We start from the raw sequence: 14,853 nt of genomic DNA, 5'->3' as shown, positions 1-14,853 counted from the left end.
ATCCCGATACGGAGGGGACCTCATGGCGGTCATCGACATCGCGCGGCCTCGTGCGGCCGGCGGCGGGCGCGCCGTCGCCGGGCTGCTCGCCGTCCTCGCGCTGGCGCACGTCTACTGGGCGACCGGACTGACCTGGCCCGCCGCCGACGAGCGGAGCCTCTCGCTCGCCGTCCTCGGTGCTGTCGTGTCCTTCGGGCCGGCGGTGGTGCTGCCGCTCGCGGTGCTCGAAGGGTGTGCCGCGGTCGCCGTGGCGGCCCACGCGCGCGGCGTCCGGGGCCGTCGGATCCCGCGCCTCGTCACGTACGCCGTGGCCGGTGGGATGCTGCTGCGCGGGGCGGCCGGACTGGTGTGGATCGTGCTGGGCCGGGACGGCTCCGGGGCGGCCTTCCCCTGGCTGAACGCCCTGCTCTACACGCCGTTGTGCCTGGTCTTCGGCTGGACGGCCCTGCGTGCCGCCCGCTGAGGCCGCCGGTCCCGTCGACCGGGGTGTGGCACTGGTCCGGGCCGCCCGGAGCGGCGACACCCTGGCGCTCCACGACCTGCTCGACCACCTCACCCCGTACATCGCCCGGATCTGCCGGCCGATCGCCCTCGACGACGGACCGGATGCCACGCAGGAGGCCCTGGTCGCCGTCTTCACCTCACTGCGGTCGCTGCGGGAGCCCGAGGCACTGTACGGGTGGGTGCGGGCGATCTCCGTACGGGAGGCGGTGCGGGTCGCCAAACGGGCGGCGCGGGCGCGGCCGGCGGAGCTCCCCGAGGTGCCGGAGCGGGGGGATCCGCAGCTGGCCGCCGACATCGACGACGTCCTGGCGCGGCTGACGCCCGCGCACCGGGCGGTGCTCGTGCTGCGGGACGTGGAGGGGATGGACGAGGAGGCCGCGGCGGCGCTCCTCGGGGTGCCGGCGGGCACGGCGAAGTCCCGGTTGCACCGGGCCCGGCAGAGCTTCCGAAAGGCGTGGTCCGCGTGAGCGAGGAGAAGACGACCCGTGAGGGGGACGGTCCGGTGATCGACGACGTGCGGCGGCTGCGGGTCATGGCCGCGGGGGTGCGCGGCGCCCGGATCGTGGAGCGGGTGCTGCCCGCACCGCTCGACGCGGTGTGGGGTGTCATGGGCGATCTGGAGGGCGGCTTCGGGGAGTTCCAGCCCGACATGCGGTCGGTGCGGGTGCTGCGCCGGGACGGCGACCGGGTGGAGGCGCTCGCCCGCAGCCGTCACGGTCTGCGGGCGCGGTTCCACGGCGTGCTGCGGCCGGGCTGGTGCTGGCTGCAGAGCCGGTTCCTGGTCATCGGGATGGCGGCGGTGGACGAGGGCGGCCGGACCCGGGTGGCGCTCACGGGTGGCGTCCGTGTCCCGGGGCGGGCCGCGCTGGTCCCGTTCGGGACGCGCCGTGAACTGGAACGGGCCATGGCGCGCCTCGCCGAACGGGTCGCCGGCTAGGCGGCCGGCTCCGCGGTGTTGATGTTGACCATCCAGGTGATGCCGAAGCGGTCCGTGCACATGCCGAAGACGTCGCCCCACATCTGCTTGTCCAGCGGGACGGAGACCGTGCCGCTGCCGGAGAGCTTCTCCCAGTAGCGGCGGAGTTCGCCGGCGTCCTCGCCGCTCACGCTCACGGAGATGTTGTTGCCGGGGTTGTGCGGCATGCCCGGGGGGACGTCCGCGGCCATGAGGGTGAAGTCGCTGTCGGTCTCGAGCATGCCGTGCATGATCTTCTCGGCTGCGTCCCCGGCCTTGTCCTCGCCGAAGGCGCCGTAGGTGTTGAGCGTCAGGGTGCCGCCGAAGACCTCCTTGTAGAACTCCAGGGCCGGCCGGGCGTCGCCGTCGAAGCTGATGTACGGATTGAGCCGAGAGGGCACGGGGTTCCCCTTTTTCCGCCGGGTGGGTGGGTTCCGGCCGAGGCTAGAGGAAGCACTGCCGCCGGGCGCGGCGACGCCTCGGCCGGTGTCCCGGAATTCGACCTGTTGCCCCAAGCGGCCGGCTTCCCTGGCGCCGGCCCGCCTCGGACACGCACCCGGGTCCGCGGTCGGGCCGGGGGCAGGTCACGCGTCCTGGATCCGCCGGAACGGGCTGTCCGCCTCCAGGGTGAACGCCACGTCGAGGAGGGTCCGTTCGCTGCCGGGGCGGCCGGAGAACATGACGCCGATGGGCCGCCCGTCGTCCGTCGACCGGGTGCTGGGCAGCGAGATCGACGGGGTGCCGACGACGTTGTCGATCGGGGTGAACGCGACGTACGCCAGCATCCGCTCGATCAGCGTCGGGTAGGGGACGGTCGGCGCGAGGTGCCCGATCGGCGGGGCGGGGTGGGCGAGGACGGGGGTGAGGAGGAGGTCGAGGCCGCGGAACGCCGCCGCGTAGGCCACCTTGGTGCGCTTCAGCCTCCGCAGCACGCCCGGAGTGCTCCGCCACCTCTCCAGGTACGTGGCGCGCAGCCCGCGGCTGAGGGCGTCCATGCGGTGCCGGTCGAAGTCGGTGCCGAGGGTCCGGCCGGTGGCGCCGAGGAGGAACGACAGCATTCCCCAGTAGGTGAGGAAGTCCTCGGTGAAGCGCGGGTCGATGGCGATCTCGACGGGCTCGACGGTGTGGCCGAGCCGTTCGAGTGTCGCCACCGTCTCCGTGACGGCTTCCCGGGTGGCGGCGTCGGAGGCGACGCCGCTCGGGGAGTCCAGCAGGAATCCGATGCGCAGCCGCCGGCCCGAGGGGCCTTCGACCAGGCCCACGGGCGGCAGCTTCGGGTTGCGCCAGTACGTCTCGGCGCCGGCGAGGAACGCGGCGGTGTCCCGTACGGAGCGGCTCACGATCCCGTCGGCCACGAGGTCCAGGGGCAGCCGGTGGCTCTGGTCGTTCGGCACGACCCGGCCGCGGGTCGGCTTGAGGCCGACGAGTCCGCAGCAGGCGGCGGGTATCCGTATGGAACCGCCGCCGTCGTTGGCGTGGGCGATCGGTACGGCTCCGGCGGCGACGAGCGCCGCGCTGCCGCCCGAGGAGCCGCCCGCGGAGTGGTCGGGGTTCCACGGGTTGCGGACGGGCTCGGCGGTCTCGTACTCCGTGGTCGGGCTGAAGCCGAACTCGGGCAGCCGGGTCTTGCCGAGCACCGTGACGCCGGTGCTCAGGAACTGGCCGGCGAAGGGCGCGTGCCGGCGCGCGGCCCTCGGGGTGAAGGCCGCGCTGCCGTGGCCGGTGGGCAGCCCCCGGTAGTCGGTGTTGTCCTTGACGAAGGTCGGGACGCCCGCGAAGGTGCCGCCGGTGCCGTGCGCCGGCGTCTCGGCGTGCGCCTGGACGGCGTGGAGCCGTTCCTCGACGGCCCGCACCCGCTCCGCCGCGTCCCGGGCGGCTTCGTGGGCGCCGACCTCGCCGCGCCGGATGGCGTCGGCGAGTCCGACGGCGTCGTGCTCTCCCAGGGCGTCGTCCCGGAAGGCGTGCACCCTGGTCTTCTCGTCGAAAGTCGTCACCGCTGCCTCAGCCCCCGGCCGTGTGGATGGTCACCCGCCATCATTGCCTACCAGTGGGTAACACGCGAGGGGTCGGCGCGGGTCAGCGTCCCTGGAGGGCCTTCACGTTGTCGCCGAAGGTCCAGCCCTTCGAGCCGTCCCAGTTCGCCGACCAGGTCATCAGGCCCTTGAGGGAGCCCCCGTAGCGGTTCCAGGCCTGGGCCACCGCCGACGGCGCCATGTACCCGCCACCGGCGCCGGGCTGGGCCGGGAGGCCGGGGACCTGCTTGTCGTACGGGACCTTGATGGTGGTGCCCTGCACGACGAGCCCGCGGTTCAGGCAGTCGGTCTGGGCGACGAACCCGGCGACGGTGCCGGCGGAGTAGGAGTCGCCGGAGCATCCGTACATGCTGCCGTTGTAGTACTGCATGTTCAGCCACCACAGGCGCCCGTTGTCCGCGTACTTCTTCACGATCGGCAGGTACGCGCCCCAGATCGATCCGTAGGCCACGCTGCCGCCGGTGACGTACGCCGTCTCGGGCGCCATCGTCAGTCCGAAGCCGGCGGGCATGCGGGCCAGGACGCCGTCGATGATGTGCACGAGGTTGGCCTGCGAGGTGGAGAGGGTGCCGATGCTGCCGCTGCCGACCAGGCCGGTCTCGATGTCGATGTCGATCCCGTCGAAGTTGTACGCCTTCAGGATCGGCACGACGGTCTCGACGAAGCGGTCGGCGACGGCGCGGGAACTCAGGTCGATCCCGGCGGCGGCGCCCCCGATCGACATCAGGATCGTCGCCCCGGCCGCCTTGGCGCGGCACATCTCCGCCGGGGTGGCGACGCGGACGGTGCTGTCCATGCCGTCCTCCCAGAGCACCGTCCCGTCCGAGCGGATCACGGGGAAGGCGGCGTTGATGACGTTGTAGCCGTGGGCCGCGAACCGCGGGTCGTCGATGGGTGCCCAGCCGAACGGCGGATGGACGCCGTTGGCGGAGCCGTCCCAGTTCTCCCAGTACCCCTGGAGGACCTTCCCGGCGGGCTTCGGCTTGAGGGCGCAGGTGTCCGCGGCGGCGGACGACGGGGAGGTCACGGGCTTCGCCGCGGCGGCGGGGCCGGCGAGGACGGCGGCGGTGAGCAGGGTGACGAGCCCCGCTCCGAGGACACGGGTGATCCGAGGGCCTGGCATGCGTGCTCCTGGGGACGTGGGGGGATGGTCCTGGGCATGGCGCGCGCTCCAGCAGACCGTAGGTTGGTCCAGACCTTTCGTCAACCACCCTCGCATGTACGGGAGTTGCCCCAGGCCCCGCACCCATGAGGGCGACCGGGCCGGAGCCCGGTCGCCCCTGAGGCTCGTGCGGCGGTCAGCGCACCTGCCAGCTCAGGGAGTTGGTCGCAGCGGCCCGGACCGCCGGGTCGCGGACCGCCGCCGTCGTGTCGGTCACCGTCGCGGTGATGCGCCGGCCTGCGCGGGTGGCGCCGAGTTCGGCCGGGGTCACGGAGAGACGGCCGGCGGCCCGGGTGACCGGCTTGCCGTCGACGTACCAGGTCAGCTTCAGACCGGACAGTCCCGTCACCGGGGCGAGCCGCACGCTCAGCTTCTGGTTCGCACGGACCCGCGTGCCGGTCGGCACCGTCGAGGTGACGGCGTCCGCGTACGCGTAGAAGCCCTTGATCATCGCCTCGCGGCCGACGTGGTTGAACTCCGTGGAGGCCAGGGTCCGCATGAGCGAGGTGCTGGTGGGGCGGTAGACGCCGGTCTCGTAGTAGTCGCCGCCCTCGTAGGCGCCGATCACCGAGCCGGTCGGGTCCTGTTCGCCGAGCCAGCGGTACCACTTGGTCGCGCCGAGGTCCGGGGTGACGGAGATGTTGACGCTCTCGGACGAGGGGTACGGGTAGGCCCCGTAGCCGGCGTACTGGTACTCGTCGGCCAGGTTGCCTATGGAGTGGCCGAGTTCATGGGCGCCGATGAGGTACGACTGCGCGTTGTCCGAGGACATGGTCGCGACGCCGTGGTACGAGGCCCCGGCCGGCGGGGTCGGGAAGCTGTAGCCCGCGCCGCCGTACTTGGCCGAGTTGGCGATGACGAAGACGATGTCGGAGGCCGGCGCCTGGTTGGCGTACGCGGTGACCTTCGAGGTGTCGAGACAGAGCAGCCGCTCCGTGTCCTCGCAGAAGAAGTACGAGCTGAGGGCGGTGTTCCGGACGACGCCGGCGGTCGGGTCGCCGGAGATGCCGGACTCGGCGGAGGCGGTGTCCACCAGCCAGATGTTGAACAGACCGCGATAGCTGGCGTAGGGCTCGATGGCGAAGACGGAGTCGAGCGTGGCCTGGGCGTCCGCGCGGAAGTCGGCCTGCTGGGCGGCGGTGTAGCCGTCGCCCATGACCACCAGGTCGAGCCGGCCGGAGACCGGCCCGGTCTCCTGGACGGCCGTGACCCCCGCGGCGGTGGCCGCCGGGGCCGCGGCGGCGGCCGGCGCGCGGTGGCGGGCGATCCTGGCGGGGGCCTCCGCGGGGACGACCTTGTGCCGGGGCTCGGCCCCGGGACCGTCGAAGTACTCGACCTCGTGCGTCGCCACCGGGCCGGGTCCGGCGGCGGGCACCGGGGCCGCTCCGGCCGTGTGCGCGCCGGCGAGCAGGGCGGCGGCCGTGACGACGGCGCCGACGGAGGCGATCAAGCGTGTGCGGGGAGATCCGTTTCCGGGCACGACGACCTCTCTCAAGTGCTGAGTTAACTGTGCTTAAGTAGCCGCTTAAGCTAGGGGGTTGGGCGGGGCAGGCACAAGGTCCCGGTACGAGGAGGGGCGAAATGGGCGAGAGGGGCGCTGGCATGATGGGGCGTATGGCGAAGCGGGACGACCCCGAGACCATCGGGCGCAGAGTGCAAGAGCTGCGGCTGCGCCGCGGGCTGACCCAGCGCCGGCTGGCCGAGCCCTCCTACACGCCCGCCTACGTCTCGACCGTGGAGGCCGGACGGGTGCGCCCCTCCGACGAGGCGCTGCGCCATCTCGCCGACCGGCTCGGCGTCACCTTCGAGGAGCTCGCCACCGGACGGCCCGCCCACCTCGCCACCGACCTGCGGCTCCGGCTCACCGAGGCGCAGCGCACCCTCGCCGACGGCGAGGCCGAGGAGGCCGCCGCCCAGTACACCGGCCTGCTCACGGAGGCCCTGGCCCACGGCCTCGTCGAGGAGGAGGCGACCGCGCGGCTGGGACTCGGCGAGTGCCGGCTCGACACCGGCGACCTCGTCGCCGCCCGCGAGCACTTCGAGCACGCCGAACGGACCCTCGCCGACGCCTCGCTGCCCGCCCGCGTCCCGGCCCGGCGGGGCCGCGCCGTCGCCCACTACCTGGCCGGCGAACTCCGCTACGCCGTCTATCTCCTGGAGTCCACGCTCGACGAGCTCAACCTCGCTGGTCTGCACGACCCCGACGCGCTGCTCCTCCTCTACACCGCCGTGATCGGCCCCTACATGGACATGGGTGCCCAGGCCCGCGCAGCCCAGGCCGCCGAGCTCGCGCTCGCGCTCGCGCCGCAGGCCGAGGACCCCGCACTGATCGCCCGGATGCACCGCTCGGTCGCCCGCACCCTGCTCGCCGAGGGCCGGATCGCCGAGGCCGACGCCTCGCTCGGCAAGGCCGCCGAGATGTACCGCCAGCTGAAGATCCGCACCGAGCTCGCCAACTGCCGCTGGATGCGCGGCTATGTGTACGCCCAGAACGGCGACCTCGCCCGGGCCGAGGACGAACTGCGCGCCGCCCGAGCCATGCTCGCCTCCCACCGGGCCGCCCTCTACAGCAGCCAGGTCGCCGTCGAACTCGCCGACGTGCTGCACCGGCGCGGCAGGTCCGAGGAGGCCGCCGACCTGCTGCACGGGGTGCTCGGAGGCCTGTCCCCGGAACGCGGCGCCGTCCACGCCGCCGCCGCGCACCGGCTGCTCGGCATCATCGCCGAGGACGCCCCCGACACCGAGGCCGCCGAGGAGCACTACGTCCGCGCCCTGAGCCTCCTGGAACGGGCGGGCGCGGCGGGCGACCTCGCCGACCTGTGCCGGCTCCTCGGCGACCTGCTGCGCCGCACGGGCCGGGTGGAGGCCGCCCTCGACGCGTACCGCACGGGCCTCGGACACCGCACGGCCGGCACCACCACCCTCGGCCCCGCGCCCGCCCAGCCGCCCCTGTAGGACGGACGACCGGGACGGACACCCCGGCTTGCCCGGGGGGGGGGGCGGGGCCCGGCGGGATGCTGTCGGTCACGCGACCGAGAAAGAGAAGCGACGGCCCACGTCGAAGCAGCGGTGCGCCGCCGGCAGCTGGTGGCAGCCGCACGCACCGCACTGTCCCGGGACGGGGTCGCGAGCACCTCCCTGCGCGCCGCCGGGCAGGAGAGCCTGGCGCGGTGGCAGTACGAGCGGTACGGGGCGGTCGTCGCCGCATGGTGCCGGCAGGCGGCCCAGAACGCGGGCGAGTCCTGCGCGGTGTCCTTCGCCCGGCTCGGCCGGGTCGTCGTGGCGAGCCTGGACGGGCTCGTCCTGCAGCATGTGTGCGACCTGGACGAGACCCGTTCGCGCGAGGACCTCGCAGCCGTCACGGAGATGATCGTCTCGCTCGCCGGCGTCCGGAGGAACGCCCCCGCGGGCGAGTCCGGAACGGGCTGAGCACCGGGGCCGGTCACCTCAGGGGCCCTCCGCCCGGCGGTCACCTCAGGAGGCCCTCCTCCCGGCGGTCGCGCCAGGCCGGGGCGAGGGCCGTGAGCATCAGAGCGGCCGTGAGGGCGAAGGCCGACGGATAGCCGGTCCGGGCCGAGAGGAGCCCGAAGCCGACGGCCCCGACGCCCATGCCCGCGTCGAAGGCGACGTTCCACAGGGCGCTGACCGTTCCGTAGCCGGTGACGGAGACCCGCGCGTACATCAGGGTGAGGGTCGCGTTCTGGGTGACGCCGAAGCCGACCCCGAAGAGCGTCACGCCGAGGACGACGGCGAACGGACTGCGGGTCAGGGAGGTGAGCAGCGTCCCCCCGGCCGCGAGGGCGAGGCCCGGCAGGAGCAGTGCGGCCGGCCCGTGCCGGTCGCCGTGCCGGCCGGCGACCCAGCGGGCCCCGGTCGCCGCAGCGGACTGGGCGAACAGGGCGACGGCGACGACGCCCGCGGAGGCCGAGGGGACCGCGAGCGGAAGGAAGGTCACGAGGATTCCGGCGGCGAGCGCGGTGGCCGCGAAGACGAGGGCGGGCCGGAGCAGGGCGCCCGTGCGGAACCCGGCCGACATCCCCATCGCCCGCCCCGGCGCCGGATCCCGGTCCGGCAGGCCCGGCACGGAGACGACGGCGGCCAGCGCGGCCACGGCTCCGGCGGCGAAGACCGGACCGTACCCCACGTGCGCCGCCAGCCACACGCCCAGCGGAAGCGCCACGAGCGAGGGGACCCCGGTCACGATGCCGACGAGCGCCAGGCCCTCACCACGGCGCTCGGCCGGTATGAGCGAGGCCGACAGGGCGCCGCCCGCGACGATCGTGAACGCGAAGCCGAGGCCGCGCAGGGCACAGACCGCCGCGATCCAGAGCGGGCTCCCGGAGGCGGAGAACGCGAAGGCGGGCGCGCCGAGGAGGACGAGGCCCGCCACCAGGGCGACGCGGTAGCCGAAGCGGGCGACGAGCCGGGGAGTGGCCAGCTCGCCTCCGACCGTGGCCAGCATGAGCGCGCCCGTGGTGAGTCCGGCGGCATGGCCGTGGCGCCCGCCGGACGTCTCGGCGTAGAGGGGGACGACCGAGAGCAGCAGATAGAAGCTCGTCGAGGCGCCGATGATCGGGACGAAGCGCAGCAGCAGCGGCCGCGTCACCAGGGGCGGCCGTGAACCGGCGCCCTCCGTTGGGGAGTTGAGCATGTTGGTCACCCGACGACGCTAGGCCTCCGGCGGTCCGTCGGTAAGGGCGCTTCGAGGCCGGTGACCGGGGTCCCGGGCCGGTTCGAAAAAAACTTCGGCGAGACGCGAATCCTCTGGGGACCCCCCCGTCTCTTATGTGTGTACCGGCCGAACGGGCCGGTGTTACCGGGAGGAAACAGCAACATGGTCACTGCCATCATCGTCATCGGCGTCGTGCTCGTGGGTGCGTGCAGCTGGCACCTGATGCGGCGCTTCAACAAGAGCCGAAGCTGACCAGCGCCTGCGCGCGGGGCGCCTTCCGGTATGAGTAGCACATGAACCAACGCTTCCCCTGGCCTGACGAGCGGCTGATCAAGGCCGCTCAGGACGGCGACGTCACGTCGCTCACCACCGTCGTCATGGAATCGCAGCCGCATGTGCGCAAGTTCGCCATATCGCTGTGCGCCTCGCCGCAGGACGCGGAGGACGCGGCGCAAGAGGCGCTGATCATCCTCTACCGGAAGATCGGCACCTTGCGGGCCACCGGCGCGCTTGCCTCATGGATGTTCCGGATCGTGCGCAACGAATGCCTCCGGCAGGTACGGCTGCTCCGCACACTCCGCGACGAGCCGCCGGGCGAACCGGAGGTGGACGCGGAACCGTCCGCAGAGCAGGCGGTGCTGTACAGGCTGGAGGTGGAGCGGATCGCGGCCGCGGTCAGCGCCCTTCCTCGTGAACAGCGCCAGGTCCTGATCATGCGGGACGTCCAGGGCCTGCCCGGCAAGACCGTCGCCCATGCGCTCGGTCTGAGCAGCGCCGCGATGAAGTCGCGCCTGCACCGGGCGCGTGCGGCACTGCGGCAGGCGCTGGAGGCGACCGACCAGGCACCGGATCAGGCCATCGACCGACCAGTCGAAGGAGACTCACGACCATGAACACGCTGAACATCGTGAAGCCCCCCGAGGGCACGAAGGCGCCGGTCACCGCACCGTCGGCCGCGCCGAACTTCGCGAGCAAGTCCGTCCCGCGCCATCTGGCGCGCGGCGTCATCGGTTTCGGGCTGATCATCGGCTCGATCGCCATGGTGCCCGTCGCCGGCCCGGCCACCCTGCTGGCGGCCCCGCTGGCCCTGATCGCCTTCCGGGGCTGCCCGACCTGCTGGATGGTGGGCCTGGCGCAGACCATCTCCCGGGGCCGTCTGGAGCGTCAGTGCGTGGACGGCGTCTGCACCCTGACCAAGGCGGACCCGGCGGCCAAGAAGGCGAGCTAGGTCCCCGGCTCTCCGGCCTCCTGCCCCGGCCTGATCTCCACCCTCCCGCAGACCGTCCCGGAGGGTGGTGTCACCGGGCCGGGAGGCTTCGGACGCCCTTTTGCGTGAACGTGAGACGACCGTCTCGGGAAGCCCGCACAAGGGCGCCCGGGATTATCCGTCACATTCGTTTTGCATACCATCCCCCCGCCCTGGCCATTGGTTTACGGAGCGCCGCCTCGGTGCTAGGGTCCAAAACGAGATTGAGACGGGCAGGGCCGCCTAGTCGGCAACGCCGTTGATCGTGCTTCACGGGGGGAGCAACAACACCATGATCCGCCATGCCCAGATTGAGGCGGCAGCGACACCGGCCGGTGCGGGGAGCCCATCGGACAGCGCCACGGAAAACCCGGCGCATTCGGTCCGGGACGCACGACCGCACCTGACGAACGATCAGATCGACGACCGCACCGTCGCCGTCGTCGGACTTTCCTGCCGCTTACCCGGTGGCGCGACCCCGGCCGAATTCTGGAATCTCCTCAGGAACGGCCGCGATGCCATCGCGGAGCCGCCCGCCGATCGCGCGCACCTCGGCGTCCGCGAGGACGGTTCGGCGCGTCCCGGCGGTTTTCTGCCCCGTGTCGACACCTTCGATGCCGAGTTCTTCGGGATATCCCCGCGTGAGGCCGCCGCGATGGACCCGCAGCAGCGGCTCGTGCTCGAACTGGCCTGGGAGTCGCTGGAGGACGCCGGCATCGTCCCGGCCTCGCTCGCGGGCACCGCAACGGGCGTCTTCGTCGGCGCGATCGCGGACGACTACACGGCCCTCACCCACGCGGCCGGCCCCGAGGCCACCTCCGCGCACACGGTCACCGGCCTGCACCGCGGCATCATCGCCAACCGCGTCTCCTACGTCCTGGGACTCCAGGGCCCCAGCATGGTGATCGACAGCGCACAGTCATCGTCGCTGGTCGCGGTACATCTGGCCTGCGAGAGCCTGCGTCGCGGCGAGTCCACGGTGGCGCTGGCCGGCGGGGTCAACCTCAACCTCGCACCGGAGAGCACGGAGGCCCTGGCGGCCTTCGGCAGCCTCTCGCCCGACGGCCGATGTTACTCGTTGGACGCCCGGGCGAACGGGTATGTGCGAGGTGAGGGCGGCGGAGTCGTGGCGCTGAAACTCCTCAGTCGGGCCATCGCCGACGGGGATCGCATCCACTGTCTGCTGCACGGTGGAGCCGTCGGCAGCGACGGCGCCAGCGACACCCTCCCCACCCCTGACGGAAAAGCTCAGGAACGCGTCATACGCGACGCCTGGGAAAACGCTGGTATACCGCTGGAACGCGCGCAGTATGTCGAAATACACGGGTCGGGCACCCGGGTCGGCGATCCCATAGAAGCCTCTGCTCTGGGCGCCGTATTCTCTTCCTCCCGCACTTCGGATAAACCGCTCCTGCTCGGATCGGTCAAGACGAATGTCGGCCACCTCGAAGGTGCCGCGGGCATAGCGGGGCTCGTCAAGACGATTCTCTGCCTCAAAGAGCGGGAACTCGTTCCAACGCTCAACTATCAGACCCCCAATCCGCAGATACCGTTCGATGATCTGCGACTCGCCGCCGCCACCGAGACCGGGCCGTGGCCGCATCCCGACGGGCCCCTCTTCGCGGGCGTGACCTCGGTCGGAATGGGCGGTACGAACTGTCATCTGGTACTCGGCGAATGGCGCGACGACGCTTCTCCGACCGCCGGGAACAGGCCGGATCGGACAGAGGGGTCGGACGTATCCGATTCCGTCGCGTGGGTGCTTTCCGGACGCGGTGAAAAGGCGCTGCGCGCCCAGGCCGCCCGGCTGCGCGAGCACCTCGCCGCGCACCCCGGATTCGACGTCGCGGAGATCGCCCGGGCCCTCTCCGGCGACCGCACCGCCTTCACCCACCGCGCCGTTCTGACCGGAACGGGACGGAGCGAGCTGCTGGACGCCCTGGACGCGGTCGCCGACGCCCGGGTCACGCAGGCCGCGGTCGAGGGCAGCAGCCACCGGACCGTCCGCGAGGCGGTGTTCGTCTTCCCCGGCCAGGGTTCCCAGTGGGCCGGCATGGCCGCCGGACTCCTCGACAGCGAGCCCGAGTTCGCCCGGGTCGTCGGGGACTGCGAGCGCGCGCTGCGCCCCTACCGCGACTGGTCGCTGACCGATGTGCTGCGCGGGCGCGACGGCGCGCCCGCCCTGGACCGCGACGACGTCGTGCAGCCCGCGCTGTGGGCCGTGATGGTCGGGCTCGCCGCGCTGTGGCGGGCCGCGGGCGTCGAACCGGCCGCGGTCGTCGGCCACTCGCAGGGCGAGATAGCCGCCGCCACCGTCAGCGGCGCGTTGAGCCTGGACGACGCGGCCCGGCTGATCGCCGTACGCAGCAGCGCCCTCGGCGCGCTCGCCGGGCGCGGCGGCGGCATGATGACCGTGTCGCTGCCCGCCGACCGGGTCCGCGAGGACCTCGCCGGACACCCGCACCTGAGCGTGGCCGCCGTCAACTCGCCCGGCATGACCGTGGTGGCCGGTGACGGGGACGCCCTGGACGCCCTGGCCGCGCACTACGGCGAGGAGATCCGCACCCGCCGCATCCCGGTCGCCTACGCCTCCCACAGCCCGCACGTCGACGCCGTGCGCGACACGCTCCCGGCCGAACTCGCCGGCATCGCGCCCCGCGCCGGCACCGTGCCGCTGCACTCCACCGTGACCGGCACGGCGCTGGACGGTTCCGAGCTGGACGTCGACTACTGGTACCGCAACCTGCGCGAACCCGTCGCCTTCGAGCCCGCCGTACGGGCCCTCCTCGCCGCCGGGCACGAGCTGTTCATCGAGATGAGCCCGCACCCCGTGCTGGCGCTCGCCGTCCAGCAGACCGCGGAGGCCGCCGACCTGCCCGTCGCCGCCCTGGGCACCCTGCGCCGCGGCGAGGGCGGCCCGCAGCGCCTGCTGCTCGCGTTCGGCGAGGCGTTCTGCCACGGCGCCGAGGTGGACTGGTCCGCCGTCCTGCCCGCCGGCACCACCCGCGCCGAGCTGCCGACGTACGCCTTCCAGCGGCGCCGTCACTGGATCTCCGGGCAGCCCCACGCCGCCCGGGCCCTGGCGCCGCGGGCCTCGGCGCTCCCCGAGGACACCGAGGACGTGCCGGAGACCGAGGCCCCGTCCTCCCTGACCGGCCCGGCCGCCCTGGAGCTGGTGCGGGCCCACACCGCCGCCGTGCTCGGCTACGACTCCGTCGCCGAGATCGAACCGCGGCGGACGTTCAAGGAACTGGGCATCGACTCGGCGATGGTCGTCGAGCTGCGCAACCGGATCGTCACCGCCACCGGGCGCAAGCTCTCCACCACCGTGGTGTACGACCACCCCAGCCCCGCCGCGCTGGCCTCGCTGCTCGCCGACGCGCCCCGGGACGCCGCGACGGCGCCCGAGGCCCGTACCGACGAGGACGACCCCGTCGTGATCGTCGGCATCGGCTGCCGCTACCCGGGCGGGGTGGACTCGCCCGAGGCGCTGTGGCGGGTCGTCGCCGAGCGGCGCGACGTGATCTCGGGATTCCCGGCCGACCGCGGCTGGGACCTGGACGGCCTCTACCACCCGGACCCCGCGCACGTGGGCACCACCTACGTCCGCGACGGCGGCTTCCTCGAAGGCGCCGCGGAGTTCGACGCCGAACTGTTCGGGATCTCGCCGCGCGAGGCGCTGGCGATGGACCCGCAGCAGCGCGCGTACCTCGAGGTGTGCTGGGAGGCCCTGGAGCGGGCCGGGATCGCCCCGGACTCCCTGCGCGGCACCCAGACCGGGGTGTTCGCCGGTGTCATGGCCCAGGAGTACGGTCCTCGGCTCGGCGAGGCCGGTGCGGGTGCCGCCGGGTTCGGCCTGACGGGAACGACGTCGAGCGTGGCCTCGGGCCGCGTCGCCTACACCCTGGGCCTCCAGGGCCCCGCCCTGACGGTCGACACCGCCTGCTCGTCCTCGCTCGTCGCCCTGCACCTCGCGGTCAACGCCCTGCGGTCCGGAGAGTGTTCGCTCGCCCTCGCCGGCGGCGTGACGGTCATGTCGACGCCCGGCATCTTCGTCGAGTTCTCCCGTCAGCGGGGACTCGCGGCGGACGGCCGGTGCAAGTCCTTCTCGGCCGACGCGGACGGCACCGCCTGGGCCGAGGGCGTCGGTGTCCTCGTCGTCGAGCGCCTGTCCGACGCACGACGGCTCGGACACGAGGTGCTGGCCGTCGTGGCGGGCACGGCCGTGAACCAGGACGGCGCCTCCAACGGCCTCACCGCACCCAGCGGCCCCGCCCAGGA

13 protein-coding genes are annotated in these 14,853 nt (G+C 73.1%); 8 read left to right on the top strand and 5 right to left on the bottom strand.

Features of this window, described 5'->3' with window-relative positions; translation table 11 throughout:
- Positions 1 to 22 precede the first annotated feature (22 nt).
- Genes IE237_RS37455 through IE237_RS37445 form a run of 3 tightly spaced genes read left to right on the top strand, consistent with a single transcriptional unit; the run spans position 23 to position 1,441 of the window.
- The gene (locus tag IE237_RS37455) at positions 23 to 463 is read left to right on the top strand and encodes a DUF3995 domain-containing protein (protein WP_189806669.1); all 441 of its coding nucleotides are present in this window, start codon (positions 23 to 25) and stop codon (positions 461 to 463) included.
- Positions 450 to 971: an RNA polymerase sigma factor gene (locus tag IE237_RS37450; RefSeq protein ID WP_189806668.1), complete on the top strand. Its 522-nt coding sequence runs from the start codon at positions 450 to 452 to the stop codon at positions 969 to 971. Before IE237_RS37455 ends, IE237_RS37450 begins: the two co-directional genes overlap by 14 nt.
- Complete coding sequence (locus IE237_RS37445) at positions 968 to 1,441, top strand: hypothetical protein (RefSeq protein WP_229843931.1); 474 nt, start codon at positions 968 to 970, stop codon at positions 1,439 to 1,441. Before IE237_RS37450 ends, IE237_RS37445 begins: the two co-directional genes overlap by 4 nt.
- Here the strand turns inward: IE237_RS37445 and IE237_RS37440 are convergent.
- The 4 genes from IE237_RS37440 to IE237_RS37425 all read right to left on the bottom strand — a co-directional run bounded on the left by IE237_RS37440 (position 1,438) and on the right by IE237_RS37425 (position 6,104).
- On the bottom strand, positions 1,438 to 1,860 hold the full coding sequence (locus tag IE237_RS37440) for a VOC family protein (RefSeq protein WP_189806667.1): 423 nt from the start codon (positions 1,858 to 1,860) through the stop codon (positions 1,438 to 1,440). The two genes, IE237_RS37445 and IE237_RS37440, sit on opposite strands and share 4 nt — an antisense overlap.
- A gap of 183 nt (positions 1,861 to 2,043) precedes the next feature.
- Positions 2,044 to 3,453, bottom strand: a complete 1,410-nt coding sequence (locus tag IE237_RS37435; protein ID WP_189806666.1) for an amidase — start codon at positions 3,451 to 3,453, stop codon at positions 2,044 to 2,046.
- Positions 3,454 to 3,535: 82 nt separating this feature from the next.
- On the bottom strand, positions 3,536 to 4,615 hold the full coding sequence (locus tag IE237_RS37430; RefSeq protein WP_189806665.1) for a chitinase: 1,080 nt from the start codon (positions 4,613 to 4,615) through the stop codon (positions 3,536 to 3,538).
- Positions 4,616 to 4,790: 175 nt separating this feature from the next.
- Positions 4,791 to 6,104: a M64 family metallopeptidase gene (locus IE237_RS37425; protein ID WP_229843928.1), complete on the bottom strand. Its 1,314-nt coding sequence runs from the start codon at positions 6,102 to 6,104 to the stop codon at positions 4,791 to 4,793.
- 164 nt (positions 6,105 to 6,268) lie between these two features.
- Here IE237_RS37425 and IE237_RS37420 point away from each other — a divergent pair, with 164 nt between their 5' ends.
- Together IE237_RS37420 and IE237_RS37415 are read left to right on the top strand one after the other, a co-directional pair.
- The gene (locus IE237_RS37420; RefSeq protein ID WP_189806664.1) at positions 6,269 to 7,609 is read left to right on the top strand and encodes a helix-turn-helix domain-containing protein; all 1,341 of its coding nucleotides are present in this window, start codon (positions 6,269 to 6,271) and stop codon (positions 7,607 to 7,609) included.
- Positions 7,610 to 7,723: 114 nt separating this feature from the next.
- Positions 7,724 to 8,083, top strand: a complete 360-nt coding sequence (locus IE237_RS37415; protein WP_189806663.1) for a hypothetical protein — start codon at positions 7,724 to 7,726, stop codon at positions 8,081 to 8,083.
- 40 nt (positions 8,084 to 8,123) lie between these two features.
- Here IE237_RS37415 and IE237_RS37410 read toward each other — a convergent pair whose 3' ends face one another.
- Positions 8,124 to 9,305, bottom strand: coding sequence for an MFS transporter (locus IE237_RS37410; RefSeq protein WP_189806735.1), 1,182 nt, complete (start codon positions 9,303 to 9,305; stop codon positions 8,124 to 8,126).
- 314 nt (positions 9,306 to 9,619) lie between these two features.
- On the opposite strand from IE237_RS37410, the gene IE237_RS37405 reads away from it, so the two are divergent.
- From IE237_RS37405 to IE237_RS37395, 3 genes are all read left to right on the top strand, one after another.
- The gene (locus IE237_RS37405) at positions 9,620 to 10,219 is read left to right on the top strand and encodes an RNA polymerase sigma factor (RefSeq protein WP_189806662.1); all 600 of its coding nucleotides are present in this window, start codon (positions 9,620 to 9,622) and stop codon (positions 10,217 to 10,219) included.
- On the top strand, positions 10,216 to 10,554 hold the full coding sequence (locus IE237_RS37400; RefSeq protein WP_189806661.1) for a hypothetical protein: 339 nt from the start codon (positions 10,216 to 10,218) through the stop codon (positions 10,552 to 10,554). The genes IE237_RS37405 and IE237_RS37400 overlap by 4 nt, the downstream gene beginning before the upstream one ends.
- 310 nt (positions 10,555 to 10,864) lie before the next feature.
- A partial coding sequence (locus IE237_RS37395; RefSeq protein ID WP_189806660.1) for a type I polyketide synthase occupies positions 10,865 to 14,853 on the top strand: 3,989 nt, incomplete at its 3' end.

The sequence above is a fragment of the Streptomyces tanashiensis genome, from assembly GCF_014648895.1.
GTDB lineage: Bacteria > Actinomycetota > Actinomycetes > Streptomycetales > Streptomycetaceae > Streptomyces > Streptomyces tanashiensis.
Note: the sequence above shows the minus strand (reverse complement) of the source record. Positions and strands in the feature narration are given on the sequence as shown.

Bases quoted from the DNA above. Each gene is read 5' to 3' on its own strand.
- IE237_RS37455 (WP_189806669.1), top strand. From the start codon at position 23: ATGGCGGTCATCGACATCGCGCGGCCTCGTGCGGCCGGCGGCGGGCGC.
- IE237_RS37430 (WP_189806665.1), bottom strand. From the start codon at position 4,615: ATGCCAGGCCCTCGGATCACCCGTGTCCTCGGAGCGGGGCTCGTCACC.
- IE237_RS37420 (WP_189806664.1), top strand. From the start codon at position 6,269: ATGGCGAAGCGGGACGACCCCGAGACCATCGGGCGCAGAGTGCAAGAG.
- IE237_RS37410 (WP_189806735.1), bottom strand. From the start codon at position 9,305: ATGCTCAACTCCCCAACGGAGGGCGCCGGTTCACGGCCGCCCCTGGTG.
- IE237_RS37405 (WP_189806662.1), top strand. From the start codon at position 9,620: ATGAACCAACGCTTCCCCTGGCCTGACGAGCGGCTGATCAAGGCCGCT.
- IE237_RS37400 (WP_189806661.1), top strand. From the start codon at position 10,216: ATGAACACGCTGAACATCGTGAAGCCCCCCGAGGGCACGAAGGCGCCG.